Genomic DNA, 15328 nt, shown 5'->3' with positions numbered 1-15328 from the left:
TAGCCTCGCGGGCATGAGGATCGGCATTGTGGGGGCCACCGGCCAGGTCGGTGGCGTGATGCGGCGGGTGCTGGCGGAGCGGGAGTTCCCGGCGGAGCAGGTGCGGTTGTTCGCCTCGGCGCGGTCCGCCGGGCGTACGCTGCCGTGGCGCGACGGTGAGGTGACCGTCGAGGACGCCGCGACCGCGGACTACGCCGGGCTGGACATCGTGCTCTTCTCGGCCGGTAAGGGCACCTCGCTCGAGCTGGCCCCCCGGGTCGCCGAGGCCGGCGCCGTGGTGATCGACAACTCGTCGGCGTTCCGGATGGACCCGCTGGTGCCACTGGTGGTCGCCGAGGTCAACCCGCACGCCGCCACCGATCGCCCGAAGGGCATCATCGCCAACCCCAACTGCACCACGATGGCCGCGATGCCGGTGCTGCGCCCGCTGCACGCCGAGGCCGGTCTGGTCGGCCTGGTCGTGTCGACCTACCAGGCGGTCTCCGGCGCCGGGCTGGCCGGCGTCGCCGAGTTGGACGAGCAGGTCCGCAAGGTCGCCGAGCACGCCGCGGGGCTCGCCTTCGACGGGTCGGCCGTGGAGTTCCCCGCGCCGCGCTCGTTCGCCGAGCCGATCGCCTTCAACGTGCTCCCGCTGGCCGGCTCGATCGTCGACGACGGCTCGTTCGAGACCGACGAGGAGCAGAAGCTCCGCAACGAGAGCCGCAAGATCCTGGAGATCCCCGACCTGAAGGTCTCCGGGACGTGCGTCCGGGTGCCGGTCTTCACGGGCCACTCGCTCCAGATCAACGCCCGGTTCGCCCGGCCGCTCACCCCGCAGCGGGCCCACGAGCTGCTCGAAGGCGCGCCCGGGGTCGCGCTGACCGCCGTGCCGACGCCGTTGCAGGCGGCCGGGCAGGACCCGACCTACGTGGGTCGGATCCGCGCCGACGAGACCGTCGAGTACGGCCTGGCGCTGTTCTGCTCCAACGACAACCTGCGCAAGGGCGCCGCGCTCAACGCCGTGCAGATCGCCGAGCTGGTCGCCGCCGAGCGTCGCTGACCCGCGCCGTCACCCCAGGCCCCCGCCGGCTACCGGCGGGGGCCTCGGTCTGCGCGGGCCCTGGCTCAGCGGGCGCGGGAGTCGGCCGGTCGTGCTTGGATGGACGAAGCCCGACCCTGCCACCTGGAGGATGCCGTGCCGGATGACCGGACCCAGCAGGCGTTGACCGACCTGATCGCCGGCCGCTCGATGGGCGTGCTCGCGACGATCAAGCGGGACGGGCGGCCACAGCTGTCCACTGTGATCTACTCCTTCGACCGGGAGGCGGGGCTGATCCGGGTTTCCGTCACCGAGAGTCGGGCCAAGACCGCCAACCTGCGCCGCGACCCGCGGGCCAGCTTCCACGTCGGCAGCGAGGACGGCTGGGCGTACGCGGTGGTCGAGGGGCGCGCCGAGCTGACCGCGCCGGCCACGGAACCGGGCGACCCGACCGTCGAGGAGCTGGTGGGGCTCTACCGGTCGCTCCGCGGCGAACACCCGGACTGGGACGACTATCGCCGGGCGATGGTCGACGAGCAGCGGCTGGTGCTGCGCCTGCACGTGGAGCGCGTCTACGGCATGCCGCCCCGGGGCTGACGCGCCGGAAATCTCCCGCTCACCGCCCGCGCCGGTCCCGGCGTCCGGCGGATTTTGCCGGGGCGGCAGCGTGCGTTACCCCGCCCCGGGCGGCGGGTAGACGGGCCGTGCCGACACCGAGAGGGGAGCACCATGACAACGGTCGGAGAGTTCATGACGACCCGGTTGGTGACGATGGACGGCAACGACACGCTCATCGCGGCCGCGCAGGAGATGCGCGACAGCGCGATCGGTGACGTGGTGGTGACCGACGGCGACAGCGTGGTCGGCATCGTCACGGACCGGGACATCACGGTCCGGGGTGTCGCGGAGAACATGGACCCGGGCTCGACCCGGCTGAACCAGATAACCAGCCGGAATGTGGTCACGGTGAGCCAGTACGACGACGCGGTTGCCGCCGCGGACCTGATGCGCACCTACGCCGTACGCCGGCTGCCGGTGATCGACGACGGGCGACTGGTCGGCCTCGTGTCGATGGGCGACCTCGCGGTCGAGCGCGAACCGCAGTCGGTGCTGGCCGACATCAGCGCCGACGACCCGAACAACTGACCCGTCCGCCGCGGGCGCGCCGGCTCTCCCCTCGCGGGGAGGGTCGGCGTTCGCGCTGCTCGGGCGCGCGGTCAGGTCGACTCGACCCGGACCCGCACGTCCGTTGCCGCGCGAGCGGCGGCGACCGTCGCTGCCTCGGCGTCGACCTCCCGCCGGACCCGGGCGGGCAGCGCCGAGAACGGGCTGACGGTCAGCTCCAGCCTGCCCTTTCCGACCTGCCGCGCCCGCCAGGTGCCGGCGACCTCGCCGTCCACCAGGAGCGCGCCCGGATTGCCGATCGCCCGCCACAGCTGCCGCTGGTGCTCGCGGGCGGGCACCAGCAGGTCGCGGTCGCGGCCGGCGAGGAACGGATCCCCGGGTGGCAGCAGCCGCACCAGGCGGGGTGCCGGCGCGGTGGTCAACGCGTCGAGCGCGTCGGCCGGCAGCCAGGCGGCCCGGCCGTCGACCCGTACCTCGCTCAGGCCGGCCGGCCAGACCCGGCGCAGCTCGCCGGCGGCGGTGCCGAGAAAGCCCGCCGCGTCGGCAGGGGTGGCCGGGCCGAGCAGCCGCAGGTAGGTCGCGACCAACTCGGCGGTGTGTGCCGCGGCGGCGGGCGGACCGGGCCAGTCGGGCAGCGGGGCGAGCCGGGCGGCCCGCCCGGTGACCACCAGGCGCACCCCGCCGGCGAGCCCGGCCTGTTGGAACACCGACCCCGAGATGTGCCGTGCCTGGCACGTCCGGCAGTCGTAGGTCAGCTCGGCGGGCACCCGGTCGGAGACCGCCGGGCTGACCACGCCGCGGTCCAGCTCGGCCGTCATCACCGCCTGGAACGCCTCGGCCGTGGCCCGGAACGCGGCCAGCCCGAGCCGGGCCCCCGCACCGATCTGCCCGGGGATCCGGCGGGTGGCGTCGGCGTCGCTGAGTGGCCAGAGCGCCGCGGCCAGGGTCGGCAGCTCGGCAGGCCGGTGCAGGTGCGGTGCGCCGCGCATCGACCACACCAGCTCCAGCCGGTCGTCCGACTCGCTCGCGCCGCGCGCCGCCAGCGCCTGCCGGGCTGTGCCGTACGGCGTGTCCTGCACGCCCAGGGACAGCACCGCCAGGTCGCTCGGACGACGGCCGCCGGAGCGGTCGAGCTGCTGGGCCGCCACCCGGTAGGCGAGCACCTGCCGCCGGTCGACCTGTGCCGCCTGTCCCGTCATGTGCCCTCCGTCACGGACGTCCCCCCGGCTCTGACCCTGGTGCCCGGCACGGTACCCGGCCGGTCCGAAGCCGCCGGGCGGCTCACCCGATCCGGGCGAGGTTGACCGCGGAGCCGGCGGGGACCCGTGCGGGGACGTGCGACGCCGGTCCCCGCGCCTTGCGAGCGCGGCGGGCGGGATCCCGGGCGGCGCGACTGGGGAGGAGAAGTGGACCCGATGGTGGACGCAACCACGAGGTTCTTCGAGGATCTGGACCGGCGGGAGTACGAACCCCTGCTGGCGAAAACCTCGGGAACAGTGCGCATCGACCTGCACGAGGGGGCGCAGACCCGGCACTGGCTGCTGACTATCGACCGCGGCCGGGTGAACGTGACTCAGGACGACCGGGAGGCGGACACGGTCATCGGGACCACCCCGGCGCTCTTCGAGGACATCGCCTTGGGCCGCGAACACGGCCTGGCCGCCCTGTTGCGGGGGGACATGACGGTGATGGGTGACGCCCGGCTGGTGGTGCAGGTGGAGCGGGTCTTCCCGGGCTCCCCGGACGCCCGCGGGCCGCGTCGCCGATTCGCGGGGGAGGTGCACTGATGGGACAGAGCAACACGATCCGGATCCTGGACGGCAACACGTTCGTCGTCTGCGAGGACACCGGCGACATCGAGGCGACGCCGAGCGAGCCGACCGGGCTGTTCTCCATCGACACCCGGTTCCTGTCCACCTGGGTGCTGACCGTCAACGGCGAGCGGCTCAACTCACTCTCCTTCGACGACCTCCAGTACTTCGAATCGCGGTTCTTCCTGGTGCCGGGTGTGGCCACCCACTACATCGACGCGAAGTTGTCGATCATCCGGGAGCGGGCGGTGGGCAGCAGCTTCCGGGAGCAGATCACGATCCTCAACCACGATGAGAAGCCGGTCGACCTGGAGATCCGGATGGAGGCGGCGTCGGACTTCGCCGACCTGTTCCAGGTCAAGGACGAGATCGTGAACAAGAAGGGCGAGATCTACAGCGAGGTCGAGGCGGACCGGTTGCGGTTGGGCTACCGCCGGGGCAACTTCCGGCGAGAGACCATCATCTCCTCGTCGGTGGCCCCCCGCTACGACAGCAGGGGATTCGCGTACACCGTCCGCCTGGAACCCAACGAGCAGTGGGACACCGCGATCGAGGTCGAGACGCACGCGGTCGGCCCGGGGGACCGGGACCTGCGGATCGGGCTGCGGGTGCACGGCGACGAGCGGCTCGCCCTCCAGCACGACCTGGAGAAGTGGATCGCGAACGCGCCCAAGGTCAACAGCGAGCACGGCCGGGTTTCCAGCACGTACCGGCGCAGCCTGATCGACCTGGCGGCGCTGCGCTTCTCGCCGTTGTCGCTCGGCGGCGCCACCCTGCCGGCTGCCGGCCTTCCGTGGTTCATGACCATGTTCGGCCGGGACAGCATTCTCACCTGCCTGCAGACGCTGCCGTTCACCCCGCAGCTGTCGAAGACCACGCTGCGCATCCTGGCCGCCCTGCAGGGCAGCCGGTTCGACGACTTCCGCGACGAGGACCCCGGCCGGATCCTGCACGAGATGCGCTACGGCGAGACGGCCGCCTTCGAGGAGCAGCCGCACTCGCCGTACTACGGCTCGGTCGACGCGACGCCGCTGTTCCTCGTGCTGCTCGACGAGTACGAGCGGTGGACCGGGGACGTCGTGCTGGTCAAGGAGCTGGAGCAGGAGTCCCGGGCGGCGCTGAGGTGGATCGACGCGTACGCCGACCTGGTCGGCAACGGCTACATCTGGTACGAGCGGCGGAACACGGACACCGGCCTGGAGAACCAGTGCTGGAAGGATTCCTGGGACTCCATCTCCTACTCCGACGGCACCCTGCCGCCGTTTCCCCGGGCGACCTGTGAGGTGCAGGGGTACGCGTACGACGCGAAGATCCGGGCGGCCCGGATGGCCCGGGCGTTCTGGGGTGACCCGGATTTCGCCGACCAGTTGGAGCGGGAGGCGGCGGAGCTGAAGGAGCGGTTCAACCGGGACTTCTGGGTGGCCGACGGCGAGTACTACGCGCTGGCCGTGGACCCGGACGGCCGCCAGTGCGACGTCCTCAGCTCGAACATCGGGCACCTGCTGTGGAGCGGGATCGTCGAACCCGAGCGGGCGGCGAAGCTCGCGGAGCACCTGGTGGGATCGCGGCTCTTCACCGGATGGGGGGTGCGGACGCTGGCCGAGGGGGAGGCCCGGTACAACCCGATCGGCTACCACAACGGCACGATCTGGCCGTTCGACAACTCCTTCATCGCCTGGGGTCTGCGCCGGTACGGCTTCGCCGAGGAGGCCGCCACCATCGCCAGCGGCATCCTGGACGCGGCCACCTACTTCGACGGGCGGCTCCCGGAGGCGTTCGGTGGCTACCCGCGCGAGCTGACCAAGTTCCCGGTGGAGTATCCGACGGCGTGCAGCCCGCAGGCGTGGTCGACCGGCACGCCGTTGCTGCTGCTGCGCACGATGCTCGGCCTGGAGCCACACGAGGGGCACCTGGCGGTTGATCCCCGGTTGCCGATGGGGATGGGCCGGATCGAGGTGCTGGACATCCCGGGCCGCTGGGGTCGGGTGGACGCGTTCGCCCGGGGCCGGCTCGACGTCGGCAACGTCTCCGACTGACCCACCAGCGCCGGCCGGTCCCCGTCGGGGCCGGCCGGGGTCGGTGCGGTACGTGGCGCGCCGGCCAGGATGATCCGACCAGGGCAGAACCACTCGTCGCCACTCAGCCGATCTCCAGGGCGGCGGGGTAGATTCTGCGGATGCCGGAGCTCGTGTACCCGCCCGTTATCGCCGCCGCCAAGACGCTGTTCCGGGTCCTCGACCTGAAGATCACCATCGAGGGTGCCCACCACGTGCCCCGCACCGGCGGCGCGGTGCTGGCCAGCAACCACGTCAGTTACCTCGACTTCATCTTCGCCGGGCTGGGCGCGCACGCGTCGCACCGGCTGGTCCGGTTCATGGCCAAGCAGTCGGTCTTCGCGCACCGGATCTCCGGTCCGCTGATGCGCGGTATGCGGCACATTCCGGTGGACCGGCAGGCCGGCGCGGCCTCGTTCCGCGCCGCGGTCGACGCGCTCAAGCGCGGCGAGGTGGTCGGTGTCTTCCCCGAGGCGACGATCAGCCAGTCGTTCACCGTCAAGGAACTCAAGAGCGGCACGGTCCGGATGGCCCGCTCGGCGAAGGTGCCGGTGCTGCCGGTCGCGCTCTGGGGCACCCAGCGGCTCTGGACGAAGGGACGCCCGCGCACCCTCACCCGCCGGCACACGCCGATCACCATCCTGATCGGCGAGCCGATCAACCCGGCGGACCATCCGGACCCGAACGTGCTGGCCGCCGAGTTGACCACCCGGCTCAGCGCGCTCGTGGACCGCGCCCAGCGGGAGTACCCGGACGCGCCGGCCGGCCCGGAGGACACCTGGTGGCTGCCGGCGCACCTGGGCGGCAGCGCGCCGACGCCGGAGGAGGCCGCCGCCCTGGACGCCGCCGCCGAGCACCGCGCCCCCAGCGCCTGACGACCCCGGCGGTGGCCGGATCGTTCCGCATCCGGGCAGGATGGTGTCTGCCGTCGCGGCCGTCGTCCGGCCAGGATCGGAGCCATGAACAGAGCAGCACTCGTCGTGATCGACGTCCAGGAGTCCTTCCGCCAGCGCCCGATCTGGGCGTACGGCTCCAACCCCGACCTCGTCGGTCAGGTGCAGCGGCTGGTCGCCGCCGCCCGTGAGCGCGGCGACCTGGTGGTCTGGGTCCTGCACTCCGAGCCCGGCACGGGCGGGGTGTTCGACCCGGCCCTCGGGCACGTGCGGCTGATCCACGGGCTGGTCCCGGTCGAGGGCGAGCCGACGCTGGTCAAGACCGCACACAACGCCTTCACCACGACCAACCTTCAGCAACTGCTCACCCTGGCCGGCGTGCACGACCTCACCGTCTGCGGCATCCGTACCGAGCAGTGCGTCGAGACCACCGCCCGGGTCGGCTCCGACCTCGGCTACCGGATGACCTTCGTCAGCGACGCCACGCTGACCTTCCCCATCCCGCACTGGACCGTGCCGGAGACCGCGACGGTCGAGGAGATCCTCGCCGACCCGCGCACCCTGTCCGCCGAGGAGATCGTTACCCGCACCGAGTACGCGCTGGCCGGCCGCTTCGCCACCATCCGGACGGTGGACGAGCTGACCGGCGCGACCCTGACCGGCGCCCGGAGCTGACGGGGTGACCCGGGTCGTCTTCCTGCTGGTCCCGCAGCTGCACCTGCTGGACCTCGCCGGGCCGGCCCAGGTCTTCTCCAGCGCCGCCGACCTCGGCCACGACTACGAGCTGCACTACGTCGCCGAGCGGGAGCAGGTGCCCACCGTGCAGGGCGTACCGCTGGTCGCCGACACCCGGTGGCCCGAGCTGACCCCGGACGACCTGGTGCTGGTGCCGGGTTGGCGGCCGTCGGCGCACGGGCCGCAGGGGCCGGTCTCCCCGGTCGACCTGCGGCGGCTGGCGGATCATCACGCCGCCGGCGGCACCGTTGCCAGCGTCTGCGCCGGCGCGTACGCCCTCGGCCGGGCCGGGCTGCTCGACGGCCGGCGCTGCACCACCCACCACGAGGTGCAGGACGACCTGGCCCGCCGGCACCCGGCGGCGCTGGTGGCCCGCGACGTGCTGTACGTGGTCGACGACCGGGTGGTCACCTCGGCGGGCATCGCCAGCGGCATCGACGTGGCGCTGCACCTGGTGGCCACCCGGCACGGCCCGGCGGTCGCCGCCCGGATCGCCCGCACGCTGGTGGTCTACGCGCGCCGCAACGGACACGAGCAGCAGGCCAGCGCGATGATGCGACACCGCTCGCACCTCTCCGACGCGGTGCACCGCGTGCAGGACCTGATCGACAGCCGGTACGCCGAACCACTGCCGCTGGCCGAGCTGGCGGCCGCCGGAGGCGTGGCCGAACGGACGCTGACCCGGTTGTTCCGCGGAGCCACCGGGCTCACGCCGCTCGGCTACCAGCAGCTGCTGCGGGTGGAACGCGCCGAGCACCTGATCGGGCACGGCGCGACGGTGGACGCCGCCGCGCGGAGCGTCGGCTTCACCGACGCCCGGATGCTGCGCCGCCTGCGAGCCCGCTCCACGAGGTTGGCGCCGGCCCCGAACGGTAGTAGTCCTCCCGGGACCGGAACTCCACCGGCAGTGAGCCGGGCAGCGTGACCCGGGTGGCCCCGGCGAGCAGCGCGGGGCCGGCCCGCAGCAGGAGCACGTCGCGCTCCTGCGCGGAGAGGTCGACGAGCTGCGGGTGGGTGAGCCGGAACATGGCCACCGCCCGGCGGACCTGCCGGGCCAGCGTGGTGACCTCCCCGCCCGGCCCGCCGAGGGCCAGTGCCGGCTGTTGGATGGTGCGCAGCGCGTCGCAGACGATCAGCAGCTGCTCCGGCCCGTCCGCGCCGGCCGGCGGCAGCTCCAACCGGGACGGCCACTGCCAGCGGATCTGGCCGCTCATCAGGCCGGCCAGCCGACCCGCCGGCCGGTGCGGGGGTGTCTCGTCGGCGACCAGGGACAGCTGCGCCCCGGTGCCCACCCAGCAGATCCGCTGGTCCGTGACGGTCACCGACACCGGACCGGGCAGCCGCCAGCCACGCCGTGCCTCGGTCGGCCCGAGCAGGTAACCCGCGACGAGCAACCGGTACCGGCCGAGCACCTTCTCGCCGGGCGCCGGTCGCAGGGCGTAGCGGCGGTCCAGGATCGGCCCCGCATCGTCGTCCGGCGCGTCGAAGCGGTGGGGGCCGATGAAGAAGGGGGACGCGTCAGCGTGCATTCACGACCTCCCGGTCAGCTGGGCTGTCCGTCGAGCCTCGCGGATCCGGGGGCCGGTGTCATGACACCCGTTAGGGGGTCGGCCGGTCGTGCGTCGCCTGTGACCGGTAGATGCCGATCTCCTCCGGGCGGACGAGGCCGTCCTCGATCGCCCGGGCGAGCAGCGCGGCCTTTGTGGCGGCCGGCCTCCCCGCTCGGGTGTACTTGATCCGCGCACGGTCGACGTACTGCTTCACGGTGTGCTCGCTGATCTGCATCCGGCGGGCCACCGACGCCTTGGACATCGACTGGAACCAGAGCAGCAGCGCCTCGCGCTCCTTGTCCGACAGCATCGGCCGGTCCGGCCGCGGGTCGCCGACCATCGCGCCGGCCAGCGCGGGCGGCACGTACGGGCGGTCGTTCGCCGCAGCCAGCACCGTCGCCACGCAGTGCTCACGGCCCTCGTGCTTGGCCAGGAACGCCACCGCCCCGGCGTCCAGCGCGGCGAGCATCGTGTCCGGGTCGGTGTGCTCCGAGTAGACGACCACGCGCCGCCCGGTGGCGCTCAGCTCGGCCAGCTTGTCCAGCACCATCCGGCCGTGCAGCCGCAGGTCGAGCAGGACCACGTCGGCGTCCGGCGCCGCCCGCAGCACCTCGTCCGGGTCGTCCCCGGTGGCCAGCACGGTCAGTCTCGGTTCGATGGCGAGCCAGGCGCGGACGCCCTCGACCACGACCGGGTGGTCGTCCACGATCGCCACCCCGACCGGCCGGTCGCCGGTCACCTCCGCCACCGGGTCTGCGCCCATCTGATGTCCCCGTCCCGCTCGTGAAGGTGCTGCACCGGCCCGTCGTCGTGCTCCCCGGGCGGTGGGCCGGTCGCCTCCGGCCCCTCCCGGTCCGGTGTGACCAGGCTGACGACCACCTCGTCCGGCCCGGAGACGACGGTCAGTCGGGCCCAACCACGAGCGTCGGCGAGGATGCCGGTGAGCGGGTCGGCGAGCCGGCGGCGGATCTCCACCGGCAGCGGCGGGGGGTTGCCGATGGTGACCAGGTCGATCGGCAGCCCGTTGCGTTCGGCCAGGTCGGCGGCGGCCCGCAGCTCGTGCAGCAGCGGGTCGGGCACGTCGTCGGATTCGGCGATCAGGCGGCGCAGCCGGGCCGCGGCCAGCACGCAGCGGCGCTGCACCTCCGGGTCGTCCGGGTCGGCCTGCCCGGCGGCCAGTTCGCCGAGCACCCGCCCGGCCGCCGCGCCGACCAGGGCGAGCCGCTCGCGGCGTTCCCGCAGGCCCTGCTCGGCGGCGTCCCGCTCGGCGGCCATCGCGTGCACGGCGGCCGCCGCGGCGGCCCGCTCGTGGGCCAGGCCGACGATCGCCGCGCCACCCATGAACACCGCCACCGGCAGCGAGAAGGTGCCGTAGACGTACATCGCGTAGCGGGCCAGGTCGGCCGGGTCGTGGCCGTGGCCGAGCACGGCGACCAGCGCGATCAGCGCGTGCGTGGCGAGCAGCGCCACCAGCCCGGTGACCCGCCGGCCCCACATCGCCAGCACGAAGAACCAGCCGAGTGTGCTCCACACCCAGTTCGCGGCGGCGAAGAGCTGCCTCTCGCCCGCTGCGGCGAAGACCGCCGCGTCGACCACGAGCAGCAGCCCGGCGAGTGGCCACGGAGGCATTGGCGCTCCCCGCAGCAGCCGTACCCCGGCCACCACCCCGGCCACGGCGACCAGCATCCAGCCGCCGAGGACCACCGCCGGCGCGGTGAACTCGGTGCGGGCGTTCAGCACCGCCGGCAGCCCGATCGCGACGTGCCAGGCCAGCGCGATCGCGACGGAGACGATCCGGGCACCCCGGTCGGAGGCGTGTGCCACGGCCGCCGGCGCGGCGAGCACCGCCGTGGGCGCCGGGCCCCGGGGCGCCGGCACGCTGGCCCGACCCGGCTGCGGCGCCCTGGCCCGGACCGGCTCCTCGGGTGCCGCCGCGCGGGGGGCGCCGAGGTCAGCCGACACCGGGCCACTCCAGCCGGATCGTGGTGCCCGCGCCGGGGGCGGAGCGGACCTCGGCCCGCCCGCCGACCGCGGCCATCCGGCCGCGGATCGACTCGCGCAGCCCGTACCGGTGCGGGGGGACGGTGGCCGGGTCGAAGCCGGGGCCGTCGTCGGCGACCTCGACCACGACGGCGACCGCGTCCCGGGTCAACCGCAGGGTGACGTGCGCGCCCGGCGCATGGCGGTCCACGTTGGACAGCGCGGCGTAGGCGCTCTCGGTGATCGCGTCGGCCACCCCGGCGGGCACCGCGCAGGACGCCAGGTCCAGGTGCACCCGCAGCGCGGGCAGCCGGTCGGGCAGCGTCCGCAGCCGCCCGTCCAGCGGCACCGGGCCGTCGCCGGGCACCGGGCCGACGTCCGTCAGGGCGACGAGGGTACGCAGGTCGGCGGCGCACCGCTCGCGCAACGCGGCCGAGGGCCCGGGCACCGCGCCGAGCCCCACCATGGTCAGCGTGCCGAGGACGGTGTCGTGCAGGTCGCGGTTCTGCCGCCGTTCGGCCTCCCGGGCGGCCCGGGCGACCATCGCGTCCCGGGTCAGCCGTTGGTGCTCGGCGAACGCCCGGTCCGCCCGGCCGATCCGGCGGCGCATCACCGCCGTCATCATCGCCGTGCAGGCCGTCTGCACCAGCAGGGTGGCCGCGTGCGCCCGGGCCTCGGCGGGATTGCCGGCCGCCTGCGTGCCCGAGACGTACGCGGCGGTGACCAGCAGCCCGGCCGGGACCGACCAGCGCGCCGGGGCGGTGGCCTGCGCGTTGATCACGGTGGTGCTGGCCAGCACCGCGATCCAGCTGCCCTCGCCGGGAAGCACCCCGGGCGCCACCAGGCGGGGGATGAGCAGGCAGGCCACCGCCGTCAGCGCGACGTCACCGGCGACCAGGGCCGGGGTGATGCCGTGGCGCAGCGCGCGGACGGCGTACCAGAACGACCAGGCGGTCAACACGGCCACGCCGGGCAGGAGCAGGGTCGGCTCGACCGGCGGGGTACGCACCGACAGCGCCACCACCGCGCCGACCAACCCGCAGGTCAGCCGCAGCAGCGCCGGCATCGTGGTGAAGATGAGGGTGAAGGCGCCGCCGGCCGGATTGTCCAGCGCGGGCGACGGCGCGGTGGGGGCGGCAACGGCCGGCATCGGGAGGTGTCCTTCCGACAACGACCCGGTCCGGGTCCACACGGCATAGATCGACATCGGAGAATAACATGGCCGATGGCAAGCAATCACCCATTGTGCCCGGAGTGTCGCCGATGAGTCACGCCGTGTTGCGCGGCTGGAGCAGGTCCCACCGATTGCCGTACAGATCGGCGAAGACCGCGACCGAGCCGTACGCCTCGTGCCGCGGCTCCTCCAGGAACCGCACCCCGGCCGCGACCATCCGGGCGTAATCCCGGGCGAAATCCTCCGTGTACAGGAACAGGCCGACCCGACCGCCGGTCTGGTCACCGATCCGGGCCCGCTGCTCCGCGGTGCTCGGCCGGGCCAGCAGCAGTGCCGTCTCCCGGGCGCCCGGCGGGCGGACGACCACCCAGCGGGAGCCGTCCGGACGGGCGGTGTCCTCCACCAGGTCGAAGCCGAGGCCGCCGACGTAGAAGTCGATGGCCTCGTCGTACTCCCGCACCAGCAACGCGACCAGTCCCAGATGTGCCATTCGGCCATCATGCCGGCGGTCGGGCGGCAACCGCGCACGGCGTTCGGTGGATGTGAGCTGCACCCGCCCCGGTCGCCGTCGGAACCGGGAGCGGTTCCCGCCCGTCCCATCATCTGGCGGAGAGGGTGGTGGGGCCGATGCGTTCGGGCCGGACGGCACTGGCGGTTGCGCTGCTCGCGCTGGGCGGCTGCGCGGGTGGGAGCGTCGGGCCGGAGGTGGGGGACGAGCCCGGCCCGGCCCGGATCGTCGAGAAGTGGACCTCCTGCGCCGAGGCCGCACCGCGGGCCGGTGCGGGCGTCGTGCTGCCCGCGCCGGACGGGGCTGAACCCGCGCCGACCGGGGACGACCCGGCTATCGGGCGGATCGACCCCGCGTTCACGCCGGTCGCCGCCGTGATCTGCGGCCGGGAGACCCGACCACGCCCCGGTGGCGGTGCGGAGCAGGTGGCCACCGAGCGGCGCGCCGACGACATTGCCGCGCTGGTCGCCGCGCTGCGCCTGCCGAACCGGCGAACGTACGGGGAGATCGCCTGCACTCTCGACATGGTCGTCCCGCCCTGGCTGGCCCTGCTCGACGAGCGGGGTCGGTGGCTGCGCCCGTACCTGCCGACCGACGTCTGCGGCAAGCCCCGCGCCGAGGTGCGCGCGGCGCTGGACGGGCTGCGGCTGACCACCGTGGACAGCCGTACCGTCGGGCAGGTCGGATCCCCGGCGGCCGAGGCCGCCGGCTGCGAGCAGCGGTGGGCGGACATGGTGTGGGTGGAGAGCACGGCGGGACGGCCCGGACCGCCCACACCGGCGACGATCCCGGCCACGGAGCCGCTGCGTCTCTGCGTCTACCAGGTACCCCCGTCGGAGCAGCACGGCGGCAAACCGGCGGGTGACTTCGCGTACGGCGGGCCGCTGTCTCCCGATCGGCAGACGGCCGTGCTGCGCGCACTGGCCGCCGCCGGACCGGCGACGGCGTGCGCCACCCCGGCGTCCCGCTTCGCGGTGCTGCGCCCACCGGACGGCGCCGCCGGGCCCGACCGGTACGTGGAGCTCGACGGCTGCCGACGCTTCCTGGTCGTGCCGCCCGCCGGTCGGGCGCAGCTCGGGCAGGGCGACGCCACGCTGACCGAGCTGCTGGGTCGGGACTGAGTCAGCCGCTGCTCCGGTTCTTTCAGCGATCCCGCCAGCGGTGGCGTGGCGGTCTGCTGCCAGATGCATGATGGGGCGATGGAGCGCCAGAACCTCAGCCGCGAGGATTACCAATCTGCCTTACGCGTAGGGGAAGTGCTGCGCGAACGGGGTTGGCGACAGGCCTTCAGCCTTCCGCAGATGGCGGAAGGGTGGTCCGGACTGATCGAGGAAATCCGTGAAGGCTACGACTGGTGTGTCGACGAGTACCGGAATGACCTGAGCCGCCGCGAATGGCTTGAGCAGGCGCTGCCCCTGCTCACCGAGCCCGTGCGGGCGAACTGGCAGGTCATTGTGGATGAGCTGGACGAGAAGTTCCGCGAGGTGACCGTCGACGACGGTGCGGCCTGCTGGCCGTTCGGCGTGACCGACCCCTGGTGGCTGCGGCGCCGGCCCAAGGTGCTGGTCGGCGAACTCGCCCGCGACCTGTCCCCCAACGGAGGGGATAGGACCAGCGCCGGCGGTGTCTAGCCGCCGTTCGAAGGAGGCGTCCTTTGTCAGTCCGCGACCACGTGGTGCCGCCGGTAGAAGGCGTTGGCGGGCGGCAGGGCGAGCAGGACGAGGGCGACCAGCAGCGACGGCGACGCCACGAGCCCCGTAACAGTGGCCACGGGCTCAACCCACGCGGGTATCAACTGACCGGCGACCGCTTTGACGCTGTCCCACTCGGGCACCTCCGGGACGTCTCCTGACGGGTCCGGGATCAGGGCCAGGGCCCGCCAACACCCCGCCACCACAAGCGTCACGCCGCCGATGATCCAGGTGACGACCCGGGTCCAGTTCCTGCCGACGAGGTTGACCAACGCCAGCAGCAGGATGGCGAGTGCGACCAGCGACACGACCAGGGCGACGCCCATGAGGAACACCATCGGCAGGGCGGCGAACGTACTCGGCGTGCCTACCCGCTCGTGCGCCGTCAGGTACGCGTCCTGGTTGACCGCCTCCGCGGCCACCTGCCCCAGCCGTGCCAGGCCGCTCAGCACCAACAGCAGGCTGGACCCGACGACGAGGGCGGGCATTCGCCGCCGCGTCACCTCCGTCGTGGCGATCCCCATAGTCATGAGAACGGATGCTAGTCGTGGCCCGTCGAGTCCATCGGCGGTGAACCCGGACTACTTCTCCCCAGCCACGTACACGCCCCGGCCGGGCTGCCCCACGACCAGGTCCCGGTCGTGCAGGAGCGACACAGCGCGGTATGCGGTGGCGACGCTGACGGAAAACTGATCGGCTAGTGCCTCGTCTTTGAACGTTGATCGTGTAATCCGTCGGTTCTGAGGACTCGTCCGGCAGGCTGTCTCTCATCGTTCACGGTGGGAGGTG

The 15328-nt window shown here is 73.4% G+C and carries 18 protein-coding genes; 10 read left to right on the top strand and 8 right to left on the bottom strand.

All coding sequences use genetic code 11. The annotated features are described in order from the left end of the window. The first annotated feature begins 13 nt into the window (after positions 1 to 13). From AB0K07_RS27925 to AB0K07_RS27915, 3 genes are all read left to right on the top strand, one after another. Positions 14 to 1039 (top strand): aspartate-semialdehyde dehydrogenase, encoded by a 1026-nt coding sequence (locus AB0K07_RS27925; RefSeq protein ID WP_363759593.1) that lies wholly within the window; start codon positions 14 to 16, stop codon positions 1037 to 1039. A gap of 135 nt (positions 1040 to 1174) precedes the next feature. Beyond that, on the top strand, positions 1175 to 1615 hold the full coding sequence (locus AB0K07_RS27920) for a PPOX class F420-dependent oxidoreductase (RefSeq protein ID WP_363759590.1): 441 nt from the start codon (positions 1175 to 1177) through the stop codon (positions 1613 to 1615). A gap of 132 nt (positions 1616 to 1747) precedes the next feature. Beyond that, entirely contained in the window at positions 1748 to 2164 is a 417-nt protein-coding gene (locus tag AB0K07_RS27915) for a CBS domain-containing protein (RefSeq protein ID WP_363759587.1), read from the top strand. A 71-nt stretch (positions 2165 to 2235) separates the two neighbouring features. On the opposite strand, the gene AB0K07_RS27910 is transcribed toward AB0K07_RS27915, so the two are convergent. Then, positions 2236 to 3342 (bottom strand): crosslink repair DNA glycosylase YcaQ family protein, encoded by a 1107-nt coding sequence (locus AB0K07_RS27910; protein ID WP_363759584.1) that lies wholly within the window; start codon positions 3340 to 3342, stop codon positions 2236 to 2238. Positions 3343 to 3558: 216 nt separating this feature from the next. Here AB0K07_RS27910 and AB0K07_RS27905 point away from each other — a divergent pair, with 216 nt between their 5' ends. From AB0K07_RS27905 to AB0K07_RS27885, 5 genes are all read left to right on the top strand, one after another. Then, positions 3559 to 3930, top strand: a complete 372-nt coding sequence (locus AB0K07_RS27905; RefSeq protein ID WP_363759581.1) for an SCP2 sterol-binding domain-containing protein — start codon at positions 3559 to 3561, stop codon at positions 3928 to 3930. Further along, positions 3930 to 5990: a glycogen debranching N-terminal domain-containing protein gene (locus AB0K07_RS27900; RefSeq protein ID WP_363759578.1), complete on the top strand. Its 2061-nt coding sequence runs from the start codon at positions 3930 to 3932 to the stop codon at positions 5988 to 5990. The genes AB0K07_RS27905 and AB0K07_RS27900 overlap by 1 nt, the downstream gene beginning before the upstream one ends. A gap of 140 nt (positions 5991 to 6130) precedes the next feature. Then, entirely contained in the window at positions 6131 to 6883 is a 753-nt protein-coding gene (locus AB0K07_RS27895; RefSeq protein WP_363759575.1) for a lysophospholipid acyltransferase family protein, read from the top strand. Positions 6884 to 6967: 84 nt separating this feature from the next. Further along, positions 6968 to 7576 (top strand): isochorismatase family protein, encoded by a 609-nt coding sequence (locus tag AB0K07_RS27890; protein ID WP_363759572.1) that lies wholly within the window; start codon positions 6968 to 6970, stop codon positions 7574 to 7576. Between the two features lie 4 nt (positions 7577 to 7580). Further along, positions 7581 to 8561: a DJ-1/PfpI family protein gene (locus AB0K07_RS27885; protein WP_363759569.1), complete on the top strand. Its 981-nt coding sequence runs from the start codon at positions 7581 to 7583 to the stop codon at positions 8559 to 8561. On the opposite strand, the gene AB0K07_RS27880 is transcribed toward AB0K07_RS27885, so the two are convergent. The 5 genes from AB0K07_RS27880 to AB0K07_RS27860 form a co-directional block, all read right to left on the bottom strand. Next, positions 8443 to 9165 carry a hypothetical protein gene (locus AB0K07_RS27880; protein WP_363759566.1) on the bottom strand — a complete coding sequence of 241 codons (723 nt, stop codon included), beginning with the start codon at positions 9163 to 9165 and terminating at the stop codon, positions 8443 to 8445. The two genes, AB0K07_RS27885 and AB0K07_RS27880, sit on opposite strands and share 119 nt — an antisense overlap. Positions 9166 to 9235: 70 nt before the next feature. Beyond that, positions 9236 to 9949 (bottom strand): response regulator transcription factor, encoded by a 714-nt coding sequence (locus AB0K07_RS27875; RefSeq protein ID WP_363759563.1) that lies wholly within the window; start codon positions 9947 to 9949, stop codon positions 9236 to 9238. Continuing rightward, a complete protein-coding gene (locus AB0K07_RS27870; RefSeq protein ID WP_363759807.1) occupies positions 9922 to 11064 on the bottom strand; it encodes a hypothetical protein in 1143 nt (380 codons plus the stop codon). Before AB0K07_RS27870 ends, AB0K07_RS27875 begins: the two co-directional genes overlap by 28 nt. Positions 11065 to 11137: 73 nt before the next feature. Further along, positions 11138 to 12316: an ATP-binding protein gene (locus tag AB0K07_RS27865; protein ID WP_363759560.1), complete on the bottom strand. Its 1179-nt coding sequence runs from the start codon at positions 12314 to 12316 to the stop codon at positions 11138 to 11140. Between the two features lie 118 nt (positions 12317 to 12434). Then, positions 12435 to 12830 carry a VOC family protein gene (locus AB0K07_RS27860; protein WP_363759557.1) on the bottom strand — a complete coding sequence of 132 codons (396 nt, stop codon included), beginning with the start codon at positions 12828 to 12830 and terminating at the stop codon, positions 12435 to 12437. A gap of 137 nt (positions 12831 to 12967) precedes the next feature. Here AB0K07_RS27860 and AB0K07_RS27855 point away from each other — a divergent pair, with 137 nt between their 5' ends. After that, complete coding sequence (locus AB0K07_RS27855) at positions 12968 to 13969, top strand: hypothetical protein (protein ID WP_363759554.1); 1002 nt, start codon at positions 12968 to 12970, stop codon at positions 13967 to 13969. Between the two features lie 78 nt (positions 13970 to 14047). Then, positions 14048 to 14479, top strand: a complete 432-nt coding sequence (locus AB0K07_RS27850) for a hypothetical protein (RefSeq protein ID WP_363759551.1) — start codon at positions 14048 to 14050, stop codon at positions 14477 to 14479. A 26-nt stretch (positions 14480 to 14505) separates the two neighbouring features. On the opposite strand, the gene AB0K07_RS27845 is transcribed toward AB0K07_RS27850, so the two are convergent. Together AB0K07_RS27845 and AB0K07_RS27840 are read right to left on the bottom strand one after the other, a co-directional pair. Beyond that, the gene (locus AB0K07_RS27845; RefSeq protein WP_363759548.1) at positions 14506 to 15069 is read right to left on the bottom strand and encodes a hypothetical protein; all 564 of its coding nucleotides are present in this window, start codon (positions 15067 to 15069) and stop codon (positions 14506 to 14508) included. Positions 15070 to 15120: 51 nt separating this feature from the next. Continuing rightward, positions 15121 to 15270: an HTH domain-containing protein gene (locus AB0K07_RS27840; RefSeq protein WP_363759804.1), complete on the bottom strand. Its 150-nt coding sequence runs from the start codon at positions 15268 to 15270 to the stop codon at positions 15121 to 15123. Between the last annotated feature and the right edge of the window lie 58 nt (positions 15271 to 15328).

Origin of the sequence: Micromonospora sp. NPDC049301, assembly GCF_040678715.1 — a bacterium.
GTDB lineage: Bacteria > Actinomycetota > Actinomycetes > Mycobacteriales > Micromonosporaceae > Micromonospora.
The sequence above is the reverse complement of the archived record's forward strand: the minus strand, read 5'-3'. Positions and strand labels throughout refer to the sequence as shown.

Coding starts and splice junctions, on each gene's coding strand:
- AB0K07_RS27850 (WP_363759551.1), top strand. CDS start 14,048: ATGGAGCGCCAGAACCTCAGCCGCGAGGATTACCAATCTGCCTTACGC.
- AB0K07_RS27880 (WP_363759566.1), bottom strand. CDS start 9,165: ATGCACGCTGACGCGTCCCCCTTCTTCATCGGCCCCCACCGCTTCGAC.
- AB0K07_RS27910 (WP_363759584.1), bottom strand. CDS start 3,342: ATGACGGGACAGGCGGCACAGGTCGACCGGCGGCAGGTGCTCGCCTAC.
- AB0K07_RS27875 (WP_363759563.1), bottom strand. CDS start 9,949: ATGGGCGCAGACCCGGTGGCGGAGGTGACCGGCGACCGGCCGGTCGGG.
- AB0K07_RS27905 (WP_363759581.1), top strand. CDS start 3,559: ATGGTGGACGCAACCACGAGGTTCTTCGAGGATCTGGACCGGCGGGAG.
- AB0K07_RS27845 (WP_363759548.1), bottom strand. CDS start 15,069: ATGACTATGGGGATCGCCACGACGGAGGTGACGCGGCGGCGAATGCCC.
- AB0K07_RS27915 (WP_363759587.1), top strand. CDS start 1,748: ATGACAACGGTCGGAGAGTTCATGACGACCCGGTTGGTGACGATGGAC.
- AB0K07_RS27865 (WP_363759560.1), bottom strand. CDS start 12,316: ATGCCGGCCGTTGCCGCCCCCACCGCGCCGTCGCCCGCGCTGGACAAT.
- AB0K07_RS27890 (WP_363759572.1), top strand. CDS start 6,968: ATGAACAGAGCAGCACTCGTCGTGATCGACGTCCAGGAGTCCTTCCGC.
- AB0K07_RS27855 (WP_363759554.1), top strand. CDS start 12,968: ATGCGTTCGGGCCGGACGGCACTGGCGGTTGCGCTGCTCGCGCTGGGC.
- AB0K07_RS27900 (WP_363759578.1), top strand. CDS start 3,930: ATGGGACAGAGCAACACGATCCGGATCCTGGACGGCAACACGTTCGTC.
- AB0K07_RS27895 (WP_363759575.1), top strand. CDS start 6,131: ATGCCGGAGCTCGTGTACCCGCCCGTTATCGCCGCCGCCAAGACGCTG.
- AB0K07_RS27860 (WP_363759557.1), bottom strand. CDS start 12,830: ATGGCACATCTGGGACTGGTCGCGTTGCTGGTGCGGGAGTACGACGAG.
- AB0K07_RS27925 (WP_363759593.1), top strand. CDS start 14: ATGAGGATCGGCATTGTGGGGGCCACCGGCCAGGTCGGTGGCGTGATG.